This is a genomic window from Liquorilactobacillus sp., from assembly GCF_047719775.1.
GTDB lineage: Bacteria > Bacillota > Bacilli > Lactobacillales > Lactobacillaceae > Liquorilactobacillus.
Genome location: NZ_JBDNTS010000030.1, coordinates 1 through 18229, shown reverse-complemented (window position 1 = coordinate 18229; position 18229 = coordinate 1). Strand labels below are relative to the sequence as shown.

The following is an 18229-nucleotide window of genomic DNA, read 5'->3' as shown; positions in this document are numbered from 1 at the left end:
ATAATTTGATAGTTGAACAAGTCGGATATGGCTTTGGGACACGAGAAACTGGTAGTTTGAATGCATTGCGGGGACTACTATTAGAATCTGAACAAAGTAAAAAAAGAGTAAATACCGAAAGTGATAGTGTTATTGAAGTGCATGCAAATATTGATGATCAGTCGGGGGAACAATTATCTTTTACCATGAAAAAATTATTTGATTTTGGTGTATACGATACATTTTTTACACCGATTTTTTCAAAAAAGAATAGGCCGGCGTATCAATTAACGGTTCTTGCTAAAGAAAGTGCACTAGAAGATATTATTTTAATAATTATAAAAAATAGTTCAACTTTTGGAGTTCGTTGGAATGTAATGCAGCGCAAAATAATGCAACGCAAATTTGAAGTAGTCAAGACAAAATACGGACAGGTGAAAATTAAGATTGGAATATATGGAAATTTAAAAAAAATATCTGTTGAATATACAAGTGCAGAAAAGATTGCTGAAGAAAAAAATTTGTCAATAAGTATTGTTATGGAAGAAGCAAAGAGAGAATACTATAAAAATTTAGAGGTGTAAAAATGATTCATCAGTTGTTAGCAGAATTTATGGGTACAGCATTAATGATTATTTTTGGGGTAGGTGTTCACGCAGATACAGTCTTAAATGATACAAAATATCATGGTTCTGGACACCTGTTTGCGATCACAACATGGGCATTTGGCATTAGTGTTTCATTGTTTATTTTTGGTAATGTTACGATTAATCCTGCGATGGCACTTACACAAGTTTTATTAGGCAATATGACATGGATAGTCTTCTTTTTTACTGCAATTGTTCAAGTAATGGGAGGAGTCATTGGATCTCTAATTGTATATATTATGTATGCTGATTCCTTTAAACATTCGTATGGAAAGATTGATAATGCGACTATTCGTAATATTTTTTCCACTGCTCCAGCTATAAGGAATCTACCAAGAAACTTTTTTGTTGAATTTTTTGCAACATTTGTTTTTTTAACATCAATTTTAGCTATTTCGCAATATAAAACACCAGGAATTGTTCCAATTGGTGTTGGGTTACTTGTATGGGCGATAGGTATGGGTATGGGTGGACCTACTGGTTTTGCGATGAATTTAGCAAGAGATATGGGGCCAAGAATTGCACATGCAGTGTTACCTATTAAAAATAAAGCTGATAGTGATTGGCAATATGGTATTTTAGTACCTGGAATTGCACCGTTTATTGGTGCAATTGCAGCAGCATTATTTGCCAAATATTATTTGGGCATATAAAAAAGAAAGGTGAAAAAAATGGAAAATATAATAAGAAAAGAAAATAAATTGAATAGTTTAATGGGAAAGTATGGCAAAGTTATCATTGCTTTTTCAGGTGGAATTGACTCAACGCTTGTTTTAGATACGGCTGTTAAGGTATTAGGAAAAGAAAATGTCATTGCTGCTGTAGCAAATTCAGAATTATTTACAGATACTGAATTTAATAGTGCTGTTAAATTGGCAAAAAAGGCTGGAATAGAAGTTGCGGAGGTTAAGCTGAACTATTTATTTAATGAGGAAATTCGTAATAATCGGCCATCATCTTGGTATTGGATGAAGAAGATTTTTTATAAAAAGATGAATGAGTTAAAAGAAAAATTTAGTGCAGACATTGTTTTAGATGGAATGATAATGGATGATAACAATGACTTCAGACCAGGTCTAAAGGCACGTGACGAGGAGGGGATAGTTTCAATATTACAATTGGCTCAAATATATAAAGTTGAGGTTAGGAAGCTTGCTGAGAGGCGAGGCCTTGAAAATTGGAATAAAGTTGCTAGTTGTTCTGTATCCTCAAGATTCCCGTATAATACAGAATTAACTAATGAACTGATTAATCGTGTGATGAAATCCGAAGCATATTTAAAAGTACTGGGATATAAAACGGTTAGAGTTCGTGTACAGGGTAATACAGCTAGAATCGAAGTACCTATTAGAGAAACAGTATCGTTAATAAATAGTATGAAAGAAATAAACAGACAGTTAAAATTATATGGTTTTGAATATATCACACTTGATTTAGAGGGGTTTAAGTCAGGGAGAATGAACGATGAGTTGTCTTCTGGAGAAAAAAGTAAACTGGTAAATTAAAGAAATTTTAGGAGGAGTATCTTGCTAAGTCAGTCAGTTAAAAAAGTATTCCCATATTATGAAGCTGTCCTGCTCAGTCACATAATTGGCATTGCATTGTTGAGTTGTGGGGCAAGACATTTTCCCGAATTTTGGGGTCTGGGCCTACTTGCCTATTTATTCGGATTAAGGCATGCTTTTGATGCTGATCATATCGCCGCTATCGATAATACTGTTAGAAAATTGATTCAGCAGAAGTCAAAAGCTGAGGGAGTTGGATATTTCTTTTCATTAGGACATTCTACAATTGTTTTTGTGATGGTGATTGCTGTCTGCATTTCATTAAAATGGATCAAAATCAAGTTACCTCTTTTTGAGACAATTGGTGGGACAATTGGGTCTGCAGTTTCTGGTATTTTTTTAGTAAGCATAGCTGTTATTAATTTAATTATTTTTATTGATTTGTGGAGAGCATTAAAATTAACTAATAAAAATGATTATGATGAATACTCGTTGGATAATTTACTTTTGTCACGCGGGATTCTAATTAGAATAGTAGCTCCAATTTTTAGAGTAGTCAGCAAACAGTCGCAAATGTATTTGGTTGGGTTGCTATTTGGTCTTGGATTTGATACAGCTAGTGAGATTTCGGTTATTGCGATTTCAGCTACGGCGGCAAAATCGAATATATCTTATCTAGGAATAATTTCTTTACCTATTATCTTTGCCAGTGGAATGAGTTTGATGGATACAACAGATTCGATTATGATGGCAAGTGCATATAAATGGGCGTTAGATACACCATTCAAAAAAATTAAGTACAATTTAACTGTCACATCTATTTCAATATTAGCTGCTTTTACGATAGGCATATTTGAATTACTACAAGTAACAGCACAATCTTTTAGTTTAAAAAATGGGGTCATTAAATTAATCCAAGAAGTAAATATTGATTGGTTAGGGTACGGATTATGGATAATCTTAACTACAATTTGGATAATTTCATATATAATTTGGATGAGAATTAAAAAAGAAGCAAAGACATAAAGGAATACTATGGATAATTTGAATGAAACGGTAGTTTTAATAATAAACTAACTTCAATATTAAAAATCTCACAAAGTATGAACCAATTCATCATGTGAGATTTGTTTGTATTATTTGATTAATTGAATTTGAGTTATTAAAGGCTTATAAAAAAATCATTTTGTATAATGCAACAGCACAAATACCTGCTAGAATTGGAGCGACTACTGGGACCCAGCTGTATTTCCAGTTGGAAGGTCCTTTGTACTTGAGGGGAAGAATTTGGTGCACAATTCTTGGCCCAAGATCACGAGCTGGATTTAATGCTGGGCCTGTAGGACCACCAAAAGAAGCAACGATAACCATAACTAAAAGTCCTATTCCAATAAAACCAGACATTTGATTACCATGGCTAAAGCTTGGTGAATTAGTAATACCTAGGGCTCCAAATACAAGAATAAAAGTCCCAAAAAATTCGTTCACAAAACCGTTGAATCTGCTTGAAGTTGCATCTGAAGTTGAAAAAGTACCAAGAACAAGGGTGGTATTTTTGGTCAAATCATAATGTGGCTTGAAACATAAATAAACGATAAATTGTCCAATAATTGCTCCTAAAAGTTGAACTGTAATGTATGGTAAAACATCATTCCAGGGAAAAAGTCCAGAAAGTGCAAGGCCAATTGTAAATGCTGGATTGATATGATTACCTGAAATAGTACCAAACATGAGGGCTGGGATCATAACCGCAAAGCCGTATCCGACAGCGATTACAATCCAGCCACTATGGCTACCCTTGGTCTTTTCGAGATCAACTGTAGCGACTGAACCATTACCAAGAATTACCATGATAGCAGTTCCAAAAAATTCAGCAAAAAGCCGAATTGTTAGAGAATATTCCATGATTACCTCCTTCAAATAATACTTTCTAATAGTAGCATAAAAAAAATATAAGTAAATATTATATTTTGCTTTATTTTAAAGGATTTTTGTTGGCTTTTTGTCTAAAATATCTTAAAATAGATATATTGGCTAGAGGAGGTTACTTGTCGTGATTACTAAGCAGATGGAACAAATGCTAATCTCTAAACAAGATGGTTTTTTGATTCCAGCAGAAATAGTTGCAAATGTACAAGAAAATAACCATTTGGATCATGCATTTCTTGTCCTGACCAAAGTCAAATATTCATCAATCCCTGTTCTTGACAAGGAGCAGCACTTTAAGGGAATATTGACATTGCCTATGTTGACAGAGACGATGCTTGGATTAAATGGAATTGATCCTACTCGTTTAGGCAGGAAGAAGGTATCTGAGGTAATGCAAAAAGATTTTCCAACTATTAAGTTGCCATATGATATGGAAGAAATTTTGCATCTGATGATAAATCATCCATTCTTAATTGTTGTCAATGATGATGGAATTTTTACTGGAATTGTTACTAGACGCGAAGTTCTAAAGGCAGTCAACTATATGACGCATGATTTTGATAAGCATTATACAATCACAGAAAAAGAATCAAGTCCGATACAAGACTGATTTTTTAAGAATGAGGGAGGAATTGCTGTGCCTAAGCTCAACACTGAAGAAATTATTAAAACAATTGCAAATTCAAAGAAAAAAACACCTGTAAAAGTATACGTAAAAGGAAAATTAGGTGAAATTACAGTACCTGATACACTTGATTCATACTTCGAAGATAGAACGGGTATTCTTTTTGGCGACTGGAAAGATGTATCAGTTTTTTTGGATAATAATAAAGAAAAGATTACCAAATATCGTGTAGAAAATGATGGTAGAAATACCGGGGTACCAATGATTGATAAGAAGCGCTTCAATGCACGGATTGAACCGGGTGCGATTATTCGTGATCAGGTAGAAATTGGTGACAATGCTGTTATTATGATGGGTGCTGTTATAAATATTGGTGCTGAAATTGGTGCTGGATCAATGATTGACATGGGTGCTGTTTTAGGTGGACGTGCATGGGTCGGTCAAAATTGTCATATTGGTGCAGGAACGGTGTTAGCTGGCGTGGTTGAACCTGCCTCAGCACAACCAGTTATTGTGGAAGATGACGTACTTATTGGAGCTAATGCAGTTGTCTTGGAAGGTGTGCGTGTTGGTAAAGGTGCTGTAGTTGGTGCTGGTGCGGTGGTAACTCGAGATGTAGAACCTGGGACTGTTGTAGTTGGAATGCCAGCTAAAAAGGTTAAAAATGTCTCAGAAATTAAAGATGGCAAAACTGATTTGGTGGAAGATTTACGTAATATTTAGAATAATCCAAGTAATTGGAGAAGGGGCTGGGGTGTGTTGACTCAAGCCCCTTCGTTAGTATGTGCAAACAAGTTCCGCAGGTTAAGAAGTGCTGTGTGGTTTTTCTTAGCAACTGTCTTATACTGTTCGCTCTTTTTACATGTTCGTAATGTGTTAATGGCGTACAATTATTGAATAAAAGGAATGATTCTGATGATTTTAACTGAGAAAGAACTAATTGGAATAAGACGTGAATTACATAGAATTCCTGAAATTGGAATGGAAGAATTTGAAACACACAAAAAATTAATTTCGATTATTAAAAGTATGAACGATGGCTGGCTGGATTATAAGACTTGGAAGACAGCAATTATCGTCCATTTAAAAGGAATTGATAACACGCATACAATTGGTTATCGTACGGATATTGATGGTTTGCCGGTAACTGAAGAGACAGGCTTACTCTTTTCCTCAATAAACGAGGGGAGGATGCATGCCTGTGGACACGATATCCATATGACTGTTGCTCTTGGAATATTGAGCTTTTTTGCAGAAAAACAGCCCAATATAAATATGACATTTATTTTTCAACCTGCAGAAGAAAATGCTAGTGGCGGCAAGCAATTGTATGAAAGCGGTGCACTGGATCAGTGGATGCCTGATGAAATCTATGCTTTCCATGATAATCCTGAATTAAAAGCAGGGGTAATTGGATGTCGACAAGGAACTTTATTTGCAGGAACATGTGAGATTCATGCAACTTTTACGGGTAAAAGTGGGCATGCAGCTTTTCCTCATAACGCAAATGATATGGTTGTAGCTGGATCTTATTTTGTAACGCAGATTCAGTCAATTGTAAGTCGAAATGTTGATCCAATTCAATCAGGTGTTGTAACACTGGGTCATTTTAATGCAGGTACAACTGGAAATGTGATTGCTGGGAAAGCTCAAATAGATGGAACAATCAGAGCACTAACACAAGAAATGAATCTATTGATTCAAAAGAGGGTTAGAAGAATTGCTAAGTCGATTGCAGAATCATTCGAGTGTGAAGTTGAACTTGATTTGCATCAAGGCGGATATTATCCAGTAGAGAATAACTATAAAACAACAAAAGAGTTCATTAGTTATATGTCTAACAATAAAAATGTTGTGTTTGAAAAAACAGAACCTGCAATGACCGGAGAAGATTTTGGCTTTTTATTGTCAAAGATACCTGGAACGATGTTTTGGTTAGGGGTAGACAGTCCGTATTCACTACATTCAGAGCATCTTGCACCAAAAGAGGAAGCAATTAAAAAGGGTGTGGATGCAATGACTGGTTATTTACAAGACAGAATGGAAACAATTAGTTCAAAAGGGGCAGGATCAAAGCATACTGAATCATAAAAAGGTATAACGTGATTCAGCTTTTTTTCAGCTCCAAGCCGGACAAATATGTCCGATGAGTCAAAATATTCATTTTTCTTTTTCTTAAATTATGTTTCAAGATTTCACTATTTAGATACAGCAGTTAGATTAATAGGTGAATTATTTATTTTAAATCCCTTTTGAGTTAGAACCTCAAGATATTCAGTTAAAAAGGCCCTTTGTATGGCATATTGCGCACCATTTTTGGTATAAACTATTACACGGAAAGATAGAATTCCATTACCATTAGCAACGGTACCGAGAATTGTAGGACCTTGTGTGATTTCCTCATATTTTGGTGCCAGTTTTTGATTTATATCTTTTATTATTGCAGTCATCTTTTGAATATCAGATGACGGATCAAAATAAATGTCGATCAGAGCACGCATATCATTGCGTGACAAGTTGCTGACAACCGTTATGTTTCTGTTTGGGATAAAGTGTAAGGTACCGTCATAATCAATGATTTGAGTTGTTCTAAGCCCAACTGCATGAATTGTGCCACTAATGGTATCAATTTTAACTTCATCCCCAACATCAAATTGCTGTTCTAGGAGGATGAAAAAGCCAGTAACAATATCCTTAACAAATCCTTGTGCACCAAGGCCTAAAGCTACACTAAAGATTCCAGCTCCAGCAATTAATGTGCCTACTGGAACACCAATTACGGACAAAATAGCATAAAAATAAAAGAAAAGAATGCAATAATGGAAGATATTCAAAGATAAAGTATAGATTGTACTTATCCGGTTTGTTGAGAGATGCTCATTTATTTTAGCTCTTTTAAAACTATGGCTAATAATTTTTTTCCCAAGCCAATGTAAAATAAGAAAAAAAATAGATAAAAGAATAAGTGAGAGTGTAATAGTAATCATGGTGCTAAAAATTTTATCCCAATCAATTTTGATAATAAAATGTGTAAGAATGTTTGTTTGTTTGGAAACTTGGGTTGAAACACCACTTGTAACTGAGTCAGAGCTCTTTAAATAAAATAATTGCATATAACTGTTCTCCTTTAATACTTCTATAATAACAAAAAATTGGTAAGAATAGCGCTAAATTTTCTTTTAATTGCAGTTTTTTGGTTGCAATGCTATTCTATAAGCAAGTAGAAAATGAGGAGGCACAACTATGGAATTAACATTGGGACAGCTTGCGGGATTGATTGCAGCAATTGCATTCTTATTGCTTGTCATATTTTTATGTATTGTCCTAGCAAAGGTCGGGAAAATCATGAATGAAGTAAATGAAAGTGTAAAATCGATGCGTACAGATATTAATGGTCTTTCAAAAGAGGCAGAGTCTATTTTGGCGAAATCGAATACACTACTTACGGATATTGGGGACAAGTCAAAAACAATCGATCCACTTTTTCAAGCAGTTGCAGATGTGAGCGAGAGTGTCTCTGATTTGAACAATGCAAGTCGAGGACTGGCTACAAAAGTCTCAACATCGACGAAGAATGTTGGGAAAACTTCAGTTGTCTTTGGAATAGCAAGAAAATTGTATAATCTAAGAAAAAAGAATAAATAGTTGTCTGGAGGATAGAATGATGGGAAGAAAATTATCAGTTTTTACAACTTTAGCAGTTGGTGCAGCAGCATATTTTATAACAAAAAAGGTACTATCTGATCATCAAGAGCAAATAAAGGAAAAAATTGCACAGATGGCTGATGAAGGACGTGAAAATGCAGTACGTTATTACAACCATGCGCGTGACTATGTAAATGAAGGCTACGATTTTCAAGACACTCTGAGTGGTTTGAAACAGAAGGTTGCTGACACAGCTGAAGACCTTAAAAATGGTGATAATGTGGGACAGGCTCTTTCTTCCTTAAAGGAAGCAACTTTAGAATTGAAGAAGCAATTTGATAAGGGAAAAGATAATAGAGATGATGACGTTGTCGAAGATGATATCGTGATTGATGGTAGATCAGCTTTCGGTGAAGCAAAAGATGCCGCAGAATTTGAAAAAGATCACCCAACTGAAGTTTTTTATCCTAAAGAAGAACAATAAGAAAATATACAATATAAAAGGGGGGCTAATCAAAAGTCAAATTTTGATTCAGTCCCTCTATTTCTTATTCTATATAAAAATGTGCATAAGTTAAATTTTTACTGATGTATCCAATGAATTATACATAGAAAAAATGTATTATGCTGTAATTTTGTATCCAAACTTCGTTGTCCGACGTTCAACTTAAATTGCTTTCTCATTCAATCTATTGGGTAAGAGAACATAATATTTAGAAAATTTAAATCAATTATTTGGAATAAACTGAAGTTCCTTGGAAGTATGAGTGAACGGTTCAGCTCCTCTTTCTGTCACATGGATACAGTCTTCAATTCTCACACCAGCTACTCCTGGAATATAGATTCCGGGTTCAATTGAGAAACACATACCTGGTTCAAGCTGTAATTCGTTTCCTTCCATGATTGAAGGAAATTCGTGTTCGCTTTGGCCCATGCCATGACCAAGGCGATGAATGAAATATTCCCCATATCCTGCTTTTACAATAATATCACGTGCAATCTTATCAAGTTCAGCGGCAGTCATCCCTGGTTTGACAGCAGCTTGTGCTGTCAACTGTGCATCTAAGCAGACGGCATAAATATCACGTGCTTTATCACTTAATGTATCTCCAAAGGCAACTGTACGACTGGCATCAGAGATATAACCATCAAAGACGACCCCAAGGTCAAATAAAACTAGTTCGTTAGCTTTGATAAAGTCTTTTTTTGGTACACCATGGGGTTCTGCCGCATTTGTTCCACTTTGAATTATTGTATCAAAACTGGTGTGCATGATACCCTTTTTCTTTAATGCGTATTCAATTTCTGCAACTACATCTTGTTCTGTTTTTGCTGTGCTAAGGGCTTTAAAGCCTGTTTCAAAGGCGAAATCGGCCCATTTTCCGGCAACTTCTAACTTTTTGATTTCATCGGGTGTCTTAATGAGTTGTAGTTTTTCAATGAAGGGTGTCAAATCACCAGTAAAAGTTGCATCAGAAAATTTTTGCTTAATAGTCTCAAAACGACTTACAACAAGATTTCCTTTTTCAATGGCCCATTTTTTGGGACTATTAACACGATGCAAGATCTGGTTTTTAATTATTTCGTAAGGATCTTCATGATCTAAGTAGCCATAAACGGGATATTTCCAACCCGTGTCCTTAACTGCTTCTACTTCTAAAGCTGGTGCAAAGATGAATGGATCCTGATCTGGGAAAATGAGTAATGCTAAGACGCGTTCAATAGGATCACTTTCAAATCCTGTCAAATACTGAATATTTTTGAAATTACTAATATAACCTAATTGGTAGTTATTTTCCCCTAACCAGTTTTGAATAGATTCAATGTGTGACATTTTATCGCTCCTTTAGAATTTAATAAATTTATTATAGCATATTGGAAAAATAAAAATAATAGAGTTTTCATAAGTTGAAAATGTAATGAAAAGGTAATAAAATAGACTATGAAACGCTTGCAAAAGTGTTTTTTTTTTGCTAAATTATAGAGTGTTATGAAAATGATTTGAAAAGGGAATTTTTAAAAAGGAGAATTAGTTATGGACAAACAAGCAATTACAATTTATGATGTAGCGCGCGAAGCTGCTGTATCTATGGCAACAGTTTCACGAGTTGTTAATGGAAATCCTAATGTTAAACCTGCAACACGGAAGAAAGTTCTAGAAGTAATTGACCGACTTGATTATCGGCCAAATGCCGTGGCAAGAGGTTTGGCAAGTAAGAAAACAACAACTGTGGGTGTTATAATTCCGGATGTTTCTAATGTGTACTTTTCTTCTTTAGCACGGGGAATTGATGATGTTGCAACAATGTACAAGTACAATATTATCCTTGCGAACTCAGATAATAATAGTCAAAAAGAAATTCAAGTTCTGAATACGCTGCTTGCAAAGCAAGTTGATGGAATTATCTATATGGGCAACAAAATCAGTGATGAGTTAAGAACACAGTTTGATAGGAGCAAGACACCGATTATTTTGGCAGGTTCTGTCGATTCAAAAAATGAGATTGGTAGCGTGCATATTGATTATGTTGCGGCAGTTGAAGAAGCTGTTTCGGATTTAATTACTCATAATAATAAGAAAATTGCATTTGTTTCTGGTCCCTTGGATGAAGCTATTAACTCTAAATATCGTTTAAAGGGGTATAAGAATGCCCTCGCAAAGCACAATATAAGTTTTGATGAAGACTTAGTTTTTGAAACGGATTATAGCTATCGAGCTGGTGAAGTTTTGTGGCCGGCAATTATTTCTGCTGGAGCAACTGCTGCTTTTGTTGGGGATGACGAATTGGCGGCAGGTGTTATGAACGGTGCGCAGGATGCGGGAGTCAATGTTCCTGGTGAATTTGAGGTTATTACAAGTAATAATTCAAAGATAACAGAAATTGTTCGTCCAAAATTATCGTCAATAACACAACCATTATATGATATAGGGGCTGTTTCAATGAGATTTTTAACAAAATTGATGAACAAAGAAGAAGTTACAGAAAAAGTTGTTGAGTTGCCATATGGTCTCATTAAACGCTCATCGACTAAGTAAAATTCGGGGGCACATTGATTGAAACATAATTTTAAAATAGGTGCTAATACATTCTTATTATTAGCATTGCTCGTGATGTTGATTCTATTTATTAGTTCTTCCATGACATATAAACAGCAAACCTCCGTTCCATTTTTAGAGAAATATTTGCGTGCAGAACCCTTTAAGAATAATTTGAGCGGAATTTCATTCAACTATGCTACCGAAAAAATTAGTATAGCCAAGGTTGGCTATTTTAAATTTGTAGAGTTTTTTTTGAGAAAGGGTGCTCATTTCTTCTTTTATTTTTTAATGGGTACATTCTTTTATCTTGGTTTAAAAAAGCGTTTAAAGAGTATTTGGCTGACAATTGGAATTGCATTTCTTTCTACGGTTGGCTATGCTGCACTCGATGAGTTCCATGAGATGATTACGGGAGGACGGACACCATTGTTTCAAGATGTTATGCTGGATGGTGTTGGTGCCATTGTTGGAATTTTGTGTGTTGGTCTCTTTTTTGGAAAAAGATTAAGTAGTTAACTTTTTGAAGACAGCTCCTCGTGTAGTTTGATTGAACCTTTTGTTAAGCGTTTGTGAATAAGTTGGGGAAATTTAACTTTTGACCAAGTCCTATAAAACATTTTTAAATGCCTCACATTAGTTAGACAAATTGAAGTCTAACTAATGTGAGGCACTTTTTTTGCTCAATATGATTCAGAAGTAAAGAGATAGATTGATAGCGAATATCCAAACAAAGTATTATGGTAATTAATTTAATGTGAAATTCATTAATAAAAAAGTATGTCCTCTTATGAATGAAGAAAACATATCTTGGTAGTTAAAAAAATTACTTTTGGTTAACTTTTGTATTGTAATTCATTTACTTTTATCCTTTACAATGTTGATAACTTTTGTAGCGACAGACTCTAGAAAAACCAAATCGTGTTCAACGATTATCATTGTTGGTTGAATTTGTTGAATAACTTCTTCTAATTGTTCTTGGTTAAAAACATCTAAATAATTAAGTGGTTCATCCCAAATAAATAATTCGGCAGGTGTTGTGAGTGATTTTGCTAGTTCTACACGTTTTCTTTGTCCCATACTCATGTCTTCAATTCTATTTTGAAACACTTTGCGTTCTACGCCTAATTTGAACAAATTATTCAGTAATTCTTGATAAGATAAATGGTGTTGTTTTGCAAACTCTTCCAAGGTTCCGTGATTGTCTTCATAGTTTTGACGTACATAGCTAATAGTCATTTCTTTTGGTTTTATCACTTTTCCTGCGGAGTCTCCTTGAAATACATCTAGAAGGTAATAAATAATGGAGGATTTTCCTGAACCATTCGCTCCTTGAATTGCAACTCGCTCACCTTTTTGAATTTCAAAAGAAAGTGGTTCAAATAACGGTTGATTATCGTCGTAAAACAAAGAAAGTCTTTTTACTGTTAACAGCTGTTTGCGATAGGTAGGTTGATAATTCATACTCAATGGATCAATGTATTCAATATCTTTTAAAAACTTTTTTTGCTCAGATACTTGGTCGCCTATCCGTCTCACGATAGCTTTTGAACGTTTCATGGACCTTTTGGCTCTGGCACTGGTAAATCCATCGTGTCCTGTTCCGCCGCTGCCTTTGATATGAGAATTTCCATGATTATCACTTTCTCTGGATAATGACCAGCCAGATTTTTCCTTAGCAGAATGTTTTAGTCGTCCAATTTCCTTTTTTAATTTCACATTTTGTTCCTGTTCAAACTGATCGCGGCGCTTTTTTTGTTCTTCATAAACAGAGAAATCTCCTTGATACAACATTAGTTGACTTTTTTCAATAGACAGAACATGATTTACTACTTGATTGATAAAATTTCGATCGTGACTAACAACAATAAAGCCTTGTTTTTTGTCATTTAAATATTCGGCAACCTGTTTTCGTGCAGTCAGATCTAAATGATTGGTAGGTTCGTCAATTAGGGGGTAATGAACATCATCTACAAATAACAATGCCAATAAGACCTTTGTCTGTTCTCCACCAGAAAGGTTAGCGTAAGGACGCCATAAAATATCAGTGTCTACTTTCAAAAGAGTCAACTCACGCTCAATTTTCCATTGCTCAAATATAGATAACTCTTGCAAGATATAATAAGTGAGCTGTTTTTTATCAGCTACTGTTTGAGGAAAATAAATAAAATCCAATTGATGCTCAATGGAGCCACTATAAGGATATTCCTTCATTAATAATTTCAATAAAGTGGTTTTTCCCCGTCCATTTCGACCAATTAGTCCAAGTTTCCACTCGGATTGAATAGTTAAATCTGCATGTTTAAATAAATTGGTTGTTTGAACATCAAACCCAAATGTTAAATTTTTAATTTCAATTGTTGACATATTATTTACCCCGACTTGCTTTAAAAGCAAGAAATATTCGCAGTTATTTTCGGGATAAGGATATTTAGGGTACACAAAAAGGATCCCTAAAAAACGTCACCAATCCAGAAAATCTGCACACTACTCCCTTTAGTTAACAAGAAAATAGTCTTCATGCAGCTTCAATAAATTGGCTTAATTTTTCAATATTAGATCCCTCACTTTATTTTTATTAAATTAAGAATAGCACGCGCAAAAAACTTTGGCAATAAAAATTATTTATGCTCTTAATCGTGTTAAATTCATAAAGAAAGCTTAAACCGAATAATGAATGCAGCTTTTGTGTTTGAGGCAGTTGTTTTATTGTAACAAGATTTGGATTTTTTAGAAGTTTTCGCTGTCGATAGCTTATTCCAATATTTTTAGGAGAAAATTAAATGATTCAAAAATTCTTGCTTTAATCAATTTTTTTTGATATGCTTTATCACGATTGTATTATTACTTTTATAATAATTTTGGAAAGAGGTATTAGAAATGTCAGGACATTCTAAATGGAATAACATTCAAGGTCGAAAAAACGCCCAAGATGCTAAACGTGGAAAAGTTTTTCAAAAGCTATCACTAGAAATCTATATGGCGGCAAAGAGTGGTGGTCCTGACCCAGATTCTAATCCACAGTTACGATTAATGGTTGATAAGGCCCGCGCTGCAAATATGCCAAAAGACAATATCAAGCGTGCGATTGATAAATCGACGGGTGCAGATGGTGCAAATTATGAAGAGATTACCTATGAGGGATACGGCCCAGCTGGAATTGCTATTTTGGTTCATACGTTAACTGATAATCGTAACAGAACAGCTTCGGCAGTTCGTGCTGATTTTACAAGAAACGGTGGAAATTTAGGTGAATCTGGATCAGTAAGTTTTATGTTTGATCGTCGAGGTTATATTGCTATTGCTCGTGAGGATTTAGATGTTGATGAAGATCAGATGTTTGAAGACGTAATTAATGCGGGTGGAGAAGATTTACAAACTTCAGATGATGTTTTTGAGATTTATACAGATGTAAAAGATTTTGCAGAAGTTAAAGACGAACTTCAAAAGAAGTATGAATTGGATACCGCAGAGCTAACGATGGTACCGCAAAATTATGTTCCTGTTCCGGAAGACAAGGTTGAGCAGTTGGAGCGCTTGATTGACCGACTTGAGAATGAAGACGATGTTTCAGATGTTTATCATTCAGGTGAATTTCCAGAAGCTTAAGTTATTAATTAAATAGAATTTAGGGTCTCTTGTTAGCTGTTGGCTAGCGGGAGATTTTTTTTAGAAATGATATAATTTATTTTAAAAAGGAGTGCAAAATAATGAAGAAAATTACAATTCTTGGAAGTATTAACATGGATGTTATTTTGGAGATAGTTCGGTTACCTAAACCAGGGGAAACAATGGAAATGAAGTCTCTTACAACAGCAGGAGGTGGAAAGGGTGCTAATCAAGCGATTGCAGCAGTGAGAAGCGGTGCAGATACGGCATTTATTGGTAAAGTCGGGGATGACGCATATGGGGAGAAAATGCTTGGAATATTAAAGAAAAATAATATTGATACGGCAGAAATAACGATAAAAAAAGGTGGACAAACGGGTCAAGCATATATTTTACTGCAAGAATCTGGTCAGAACAGTATAATTATAAGCGGTGGCACTAACCTTGAAATAACTACTGAAGACGTAATAAAAGCACAAAATAGTATCAAAAATGCTGATTTTTTAATTGCCCAATTCGAAGTCAATCTTGATCGAATAGCAGAGGCTTTCACAATTGCTCATGAGAATAAAGTGAAAACGATTTTGAATCCAGCACCAGCTAAAAATATTACAAATGACTTATTGAAAATTACAGATTTGATTACACCCAATGAAATTGAAGCACAGATGTTAACTGGGATCAAAATTATAGATGAAAATACAGCTGCAGCAGCTGCTAGAATTTTACGTGAAAAAGGTGTGGAAAATGTCATTATCACACTTGGAAGTCAGGGAGCTTATTATTTAACGGAACAAGAAGAAGGGCTTATTCCTGCGTTAAGAGTGAATGCAATTGATACAACTGCAGCTGGGGATACATTTATTGGGGCGTTATGTTCTCAATTGGAAAATAACTTAACAAATATAAAAGAGGCAATTAACTATGCTACCAAAGCTTCATCTATTACAGTTCAGACACTTGGAGCAATTCCTTCAATTCCAACAAGAAAACAAATTAATAAATAACGCAAATTAAATTTTAATAATATAAAAGGAAACAGTACAGAGTTGGGAAAATCTAGTGCTAACACAAAATTACGAATATTATCTGTATTTCTAAAACTAGTTCTGATGTTAATTGATGAAAATCAATTAATATCAGAACTTTTTGTTTGGTACGGAATGATTAAAATAAAATTTAATTTTTGAGTTAGTCTTTTTTGTATTGAAAGAGATTATTTGCGTACTTAAGATACATGGGAGGTGAAGTAATTTGAATGAAATAATTCAAGAAATATTTGAAGCTGCAATTAAAAAGCATGCGAGTGATATTTCTTTGTATCCATATGGTGATGTATACGAAATTAGATTAACAATAATGGCAGAGAGTCAGTTTTATCAAGTAATTGATTTTGAAAAAGGCCAGCAAATAATTAATAATCTTAAATTTCGGTCTAGTATGTCTTTGAGTGAACACAGAAGACCACAAACAGGAGCGATGACAATTCGTGATGGCATTTATAGTCGCATGGCAAGTGTTGGTGATTTTTTAGGGCGAGAAGCAATTGTTATTAGACTAATATACCAAAGGATAAGTGATTTGAATGAGTATTTTTTTGAAAAACAGTTGAATTTGATTTTGAGCAAAGCACAAAATAAAGGATTGATTTTATTCTCTGGACCGGTCGGATCAGGGAAGACGTCAACGATGTACCAGATTGCTCGTAAAATTGGTCAGCATGTTATGACAATTGAAGATCCAGTTGAGATTTTTGAACCAAAATTTCTTCAATTACAGGTCAATAACATGGCGCAGATGGATTATCCAGCACTAATAAAGGCAACACTGAGACATCGCTTTGATGTACTAATAGTGGGAGAAATTCGCGATGAAGAAACAGCCCAAAATACTATAAAAGCAGCATTAAGTGGTCATCTGGTTCTAAGTACTGTACATGCTTTGAATGCCAGAGGAGTCATCAATAGAATGTTATCTTTCGGAATTAAAAATGCAGATTTGAAACAAACACTGAGACTGATCAACTATCAAAGATTGATCCCAACTATCCAAAAAGGAAGAAGCAAAGTTTTATTTGAACAACTAATACACAAACAATTAGTAGATATAGAAACTGCTAATGCCAAAATATCATGTGAATGGGGTGAAAATCTTGAAGAGTGTCTGCAGAATAAAAGGATTACAAAGGATATTTTTGAAAGATTTAAAGAAGGGTAATAAAATTAGTTGGTCAGTCAAACAACAAACTTTATTTTTTAAAACATTGGGTGACTTGATTTATTCTGGTTTTTCATTGAAACAGGCGCTTAATGATATAATGATTTTCTTTCCGAAACAAAGCAAAATTTGTAAAGTAATCCAGAAAGAAATAGAAATGGGAAATACTTTTTGTTCAGGATTAGAAGGATTGGTCAATCAAGACACATATAACCAACTTTTTATTGCAGAAAAATTTGGTTTTCTTCCAAGAAGCTTAAAACAAATTGGTTCATTATGGGAAAAAAGAGAAGAACAAAGAAGAAAATTAGTAGGAGTACTATTATATCCAGTTATGTTGTTAGTAATGCTAGGTGGAGTGAGTATTGGCATGCATTTTCTATGGCAGCCACAAATGTCAGATTTAGGAATAAAGACTGCGGAAAATCATCAGGCCGGTATATGGGGATTACTTGCAATAATTATAAGTTTTAGCTGTATTTTCTATGGAACATGGAGATATAACAGATTAACTGCTCTGGAAAAAAAGCAGAGGTTATGCAGGTTACCAGTGATTGGTAATTTATTTAAGGAGTACTATGCATATTACATTACTTTCAATCTAGCAATTTTGCTAAAAGAAGGAATGAATATTAAAGAGATTTATTCATTTTTGAAAAAATTCGAGAGAAATACATTTTTATATGAAATTGGTGCAGAGTTAGGAAATAATTTAGAAGATGGAAAAGACATTCATAAAATGATTGCTAAATATGATTTTTTACCATCAGAAATTAGTTTATTTTTACAAAAAGGCAAGATACTTAGTCAAATTGGGGAAGAATTTTTTTTCTTCTCTGAAATGATTCATAAGAGACTAACAATTCAAATTAATCGTCTGATAGAAATGGTGCAACCAATTTTATTCATTGTCATTGCAATATTGATAGTTATTACGTATTTAAAAATGTTAACACCAATTTATAATAATTTAGGAGGCGCATAGCTATGATAAAAAAAGAAAGAAGATTATCTGGGTTTACGTTAATTGAAATGT

Annotated in this window: 19 protein-coding genes; 15 read left to right on the top strand and 4 right to left on the bottom strand. The window is 34.2% G+C overall.

The genetic code is table 11. The features are described 5' to 3' along the window. The 4 genes from larC to ABF682_RS11190 all read left to right on the top strand — a co-directional run. Window positions 1-563 (top strand): nickel insertion protein (gene larC / locus ABF682_RS11205; protein ID WP_415619843.1); only part of this gene is annotated, 563 nt, incomplete at its 5' end. Window positions 564-565: 2 nt separating this feature from the next. Next, on the top strand, window positions 566-1279 hold the full coding sequence (larD, locus tag ABF682_RS11200) for a D/L-lactic acid transporter LarD (protein WP_289980969.1): 714 nt from the start codon (window positions 566-568) through the stop codon (window positions 1277-1279). Window positions 1280-1297: 18 nt separating this feature from the next. After that, complete coding sequence (larE, locus tag ABF682_RS11195; RefSeq protein ID WP_289980970.1) at window positions 1298-2131, top strand: ATP-dependent sacrificial sulfur transferase LarE; 834 nt, start codon at window positions 1298-1300, stop codon at window positions 2129-2131. 21 nt (window positions 2132-2152) lie between these two features. Further along, entirely contained in the window at window positions 2153-3157 is a 1005-nt protein-coding gene (locus tag ABF682_RS11190; RefSeq protein WP_415619842.1) for a HoxN/HupN/NixA family nickel/cobalt transporter, read from the top strand. Between the two features lie 144 nt (window positions 3158-3301). On the opposite strand, the gene ABF682_RS11185 is transcribed toward ABF682_RS11190, so the two are convergent. Next, window positions 3302-4036, bottom strand: coding sequence for an MIP/aquaporin family protein (locus tag ABF682_RS11185; RefSeq protein ID WP_289980972.1), 735 nt, complete (start codon window positions 4034-4036; stop codon window positions 3302-3304). 148 nt (window positions 4037-4184) lie between these two features. Between ABF682_RS11185 and cbpB the strand changes: the two genes are divergently transcribed. The 3 genes from cbpB (at window position 4185) to ABF682_RS11170 (ending at window position 6776) form a co-directional block, all read left to right on the top strand. Beyond that, entirely contained in the window at window positions 4185-4670 is a 486-nt protein-coding gene (cbpB, locus tag ABF682_RS11180; protein ID WP_289980975.1) for a cyclic-di-AMP-binding protein CbpB, read from the top strand. A gap of 27 nt (window positions 4671-4697) precedes the next feature. Further along, complete coding sequence (dapD, locus tag ABF682_RS11175) at window positions 4698-5408, top strand: 2,3,4,5-tetrahydropyridine-2,6-dicarboxylate N-acetyltransferase (protein ID WP_289980977.1); 711 nt, start codon at window positions 4698-4700, stop codon at window positions 5406-5408. Between the two features lie 192 nt (window positions 5409-5600). Next, window positions 5601-6776 (top strand): N-acetyldiaminopimelate deacetylase, encoded by a 1176-nt coding sequence (locus ABF682_RS11170; protein WP_289980979.1) that lies wholly within the window; start codon window positions 5601-5603, stop codon window positions 6774-6776. A 107-nt stretch (window positions 6777-6883) separates the two neighbouring features. On the opposite strand, the gene ABF682_RS11165 is transcribed toward ABF682_RS11170, so the two are convergent. Continuing rightward, complete coding sequence (locus ABF682_RS11165) at window positions 6884-7798, bottom strand: mechanosensitive ion channel family protein (RefSeq protein ID WP_289980981.1); 915 nt, start codon at window positions 7796-7798, stop codon at window positions 6884-6886. A 130-nt stretch (window positions 7799-7928) separates the two neighbouring features. On the opposite strand from ABF682_RS11165, the gene ABF682_RS11160 reads away from it, so the two are divergent. Further along, entirely contained in the window at window positions 7929-8330 is a 402-nt protein-coding gene (locus ABF682_RS11160) for a DUF948 domain-containing protein (RefSeq protein WP_289980983.1), read from the top strand. 16 nt (window positions 8331-8346) lie between these two features. Beyond that, window positions 8347-8814, top strand: coding sequence for a hypothetical protein (locus tag ABF682_RS11155; protein ID WP_289980985.1), 468 nt, complete (start codon window positions 8347-8349; stop codon window positions 8812-8814). 243 nt (window positions 8815-9057) lie between these two features. Here the strand turns inward: ABF682_RS11155 and ABF682_RS11150 are convergent, their stop codons facing one another. Beyond that, window positions 9058-10164 (bottom strand): M24 family metallopeptidase, encoded by a 1107-nt coding sequence (locus ABF682_RS11150; protein WP_289980987.1) that lies wholly within the window; start codon window positions 10162-10164, stop codon window positions 9058-9060. A gap of 201 nt (window positions 10165-10365) precedes the next feature. Between ABF682_RS11150 and ccpA the strand changes: the two genes are divergently transcribed. Together ccpA and ABF682_RS11140 are read left to right on the top strand one after the other, a co-directional pair. Then, window positions 10366-11367 (top strand): catabolite control protein A, encoded by a 1002-nt coding sequence (gene ccpA, locus ABF682_RS11145; protein ID WP_289980988.1) that lies wholly within the window; start codon window positions 10366-10368, stop codon window positions 11365-11367. Between the two features lie 18 nt (window positions 11368-11385). Continuing rightward, window positions 11386-11886 (top strand): VanZ family protein, encoded by a 501-nt coding sequence (locus ABF682_RS11140; RefSeq protein WP_415619841.1) that lies wholly within the window; start codon window positions 11386-11388, stop codon window positions 11884-11886. Between the two features lie 336 nt (window positions 11887-12222). On the opposite strand, the gene abc-f is transcribed toward ABF682_RS11140, so the two are convergent. Next, entirely contained in the window at window positions 12223-13734 is a 1512-nt protein-coding gene (gene abc-f, locus ABF682_RS11135; protein ID WP_289980993.1) for a ribosomal protection-like ABC-F family protein, read from the bottom strand. A 513-nt stretch (window positions 13735-14247) separates the two neighbouring features. Between abc-f and ABF682_RS11130 the strand changes: the two genes are divergently transcribed. From ABF682_RS11130 to ABF682_RS11115, 4 genes are all read left to right on the top strand, one after another. Continuing rightward, a complete protein-coding gene (locus ABF682_RS11130; protein WP_415619840.1) occupies window positions 14248-14976 on the top strand; it encodes a YebC/PmpR family DNA-binding transcriptional regulator in 729 nt (242 codons plus the stop codon). A 98-nt stretch (window positions 14977-15074) separates the two neighbouring features. After that, complete coding sequence (gene rbsK / locus ABF682_RS11125) at window positions 15075-15983, top strand: ribokinase (protein WP_415619845.1); 909 nt, start codon at window positions 15075-15077, stop codon at window positions 15981-15983. Between the two features lie 247 nt (window positions 15984-16230). Further along, window positions 16231-17193, top strand: a complete 963-nt coding sequence (gene comGA / locus ABF682_RS11120; RefSeq protein ID WP_289981000.1) for a competence type IV pilus ATPase ComGA — start codon at window positions 16231-16233, stop codon at window positions 17191-17193. Beyond that, window positions 17111-18178, top strand: a complete 1068-nt coding sequence (locus ABF682_RS11115) for a type II secretion system F family protein (RefSeq protein ID WP_415619844.1) — start codon at window positions 17111-17113, stop codon at window positions 18176-18178. The genes comGA and ABF682_RS11115 overlap by 83 nt, the downstream gene beginning before the upstream one ends. Window positions 18179-18229 lie beyond the last annotated feature (51 nt).

Excerpts from the sequence above, each read along its gene's own strand:
- larD (WP_289980969.1), top strand. The coding sequence starts at position 566 with ATGATTCATCAGTTGTTAGCAGAATTTATGGGTACAGCATTAATGATT.
- larE (WP_289980970.1), top strand. The coding sequence starts at position 1,298 with ATGGAAAATATAATAAGAAAAGAAAATAAATTGAATAGTTTAATGGGA.
- ABF682_RS11185 (WP_289980972.1), bottom strand. The coding sequence starts at position 4,036 with ATGGAATATTCTCTAACAATTCGGCTTTTTGCTGAATTTTTTGGAACT.
- ABF682_RS11170 (WP_289980979.1), top strand. The coding sequence starts at position 5,601 with ATGATTTTAACTGAGAAAGAACTAATTGGAATAAGACGTGAATTACAT.
- ABF682_RS11165 (WP_289980981.1), bottom strand. The coding sequence starts at position 7,798 with ATGCAATTATTTTATTTAAAGAGCTCTGACTCAGTTACAAGTGGTGTT.
- ABF682_RS11160 (WP_289980983.1), top strand. The coding sequence starts at position 7,929 with ATGGAATTAACATTGGGACAGCTTGCGGGATTGATTGCAGCAATTGCA.
- ABF682_RS11155 (WP_289980985.1), top strand. The coding sequence starts at position 8,347 with ATGATGGGAAGAAAATTATCAGTTTTTACAACTTTAGCAGTTGGTGCA.
- ABF682_RS11150 (WP_289980987.1), bottom strand. The coding sequence starts at position 10,164 with ATGTCACACATTGAATCTATTCAAAACTGGTTAGGGGAAAATAACTAC.
- ccpA (WP_289980988.1), top strand. The coding sequence starts at position 10,366 with ATGGACAAACAAGCAATTACAATTTATGATGTAGCGCGCGAAGCTGCT.
- abc-f (WP_289980993.1), bottom strand. The coding sequence starts at position 13,734 with ATGTCAACAATTGAAATTAAAAATTTAACATTTGGGTTTGATGTTCAA.
- ABF682_RS11130 (WP_415619840.1), top strand. The coding sequence starts at position 14,248 with ATGTCAGGACATTCTAAATGGAATAACATTCAAGGTCGAAAAAACGCC.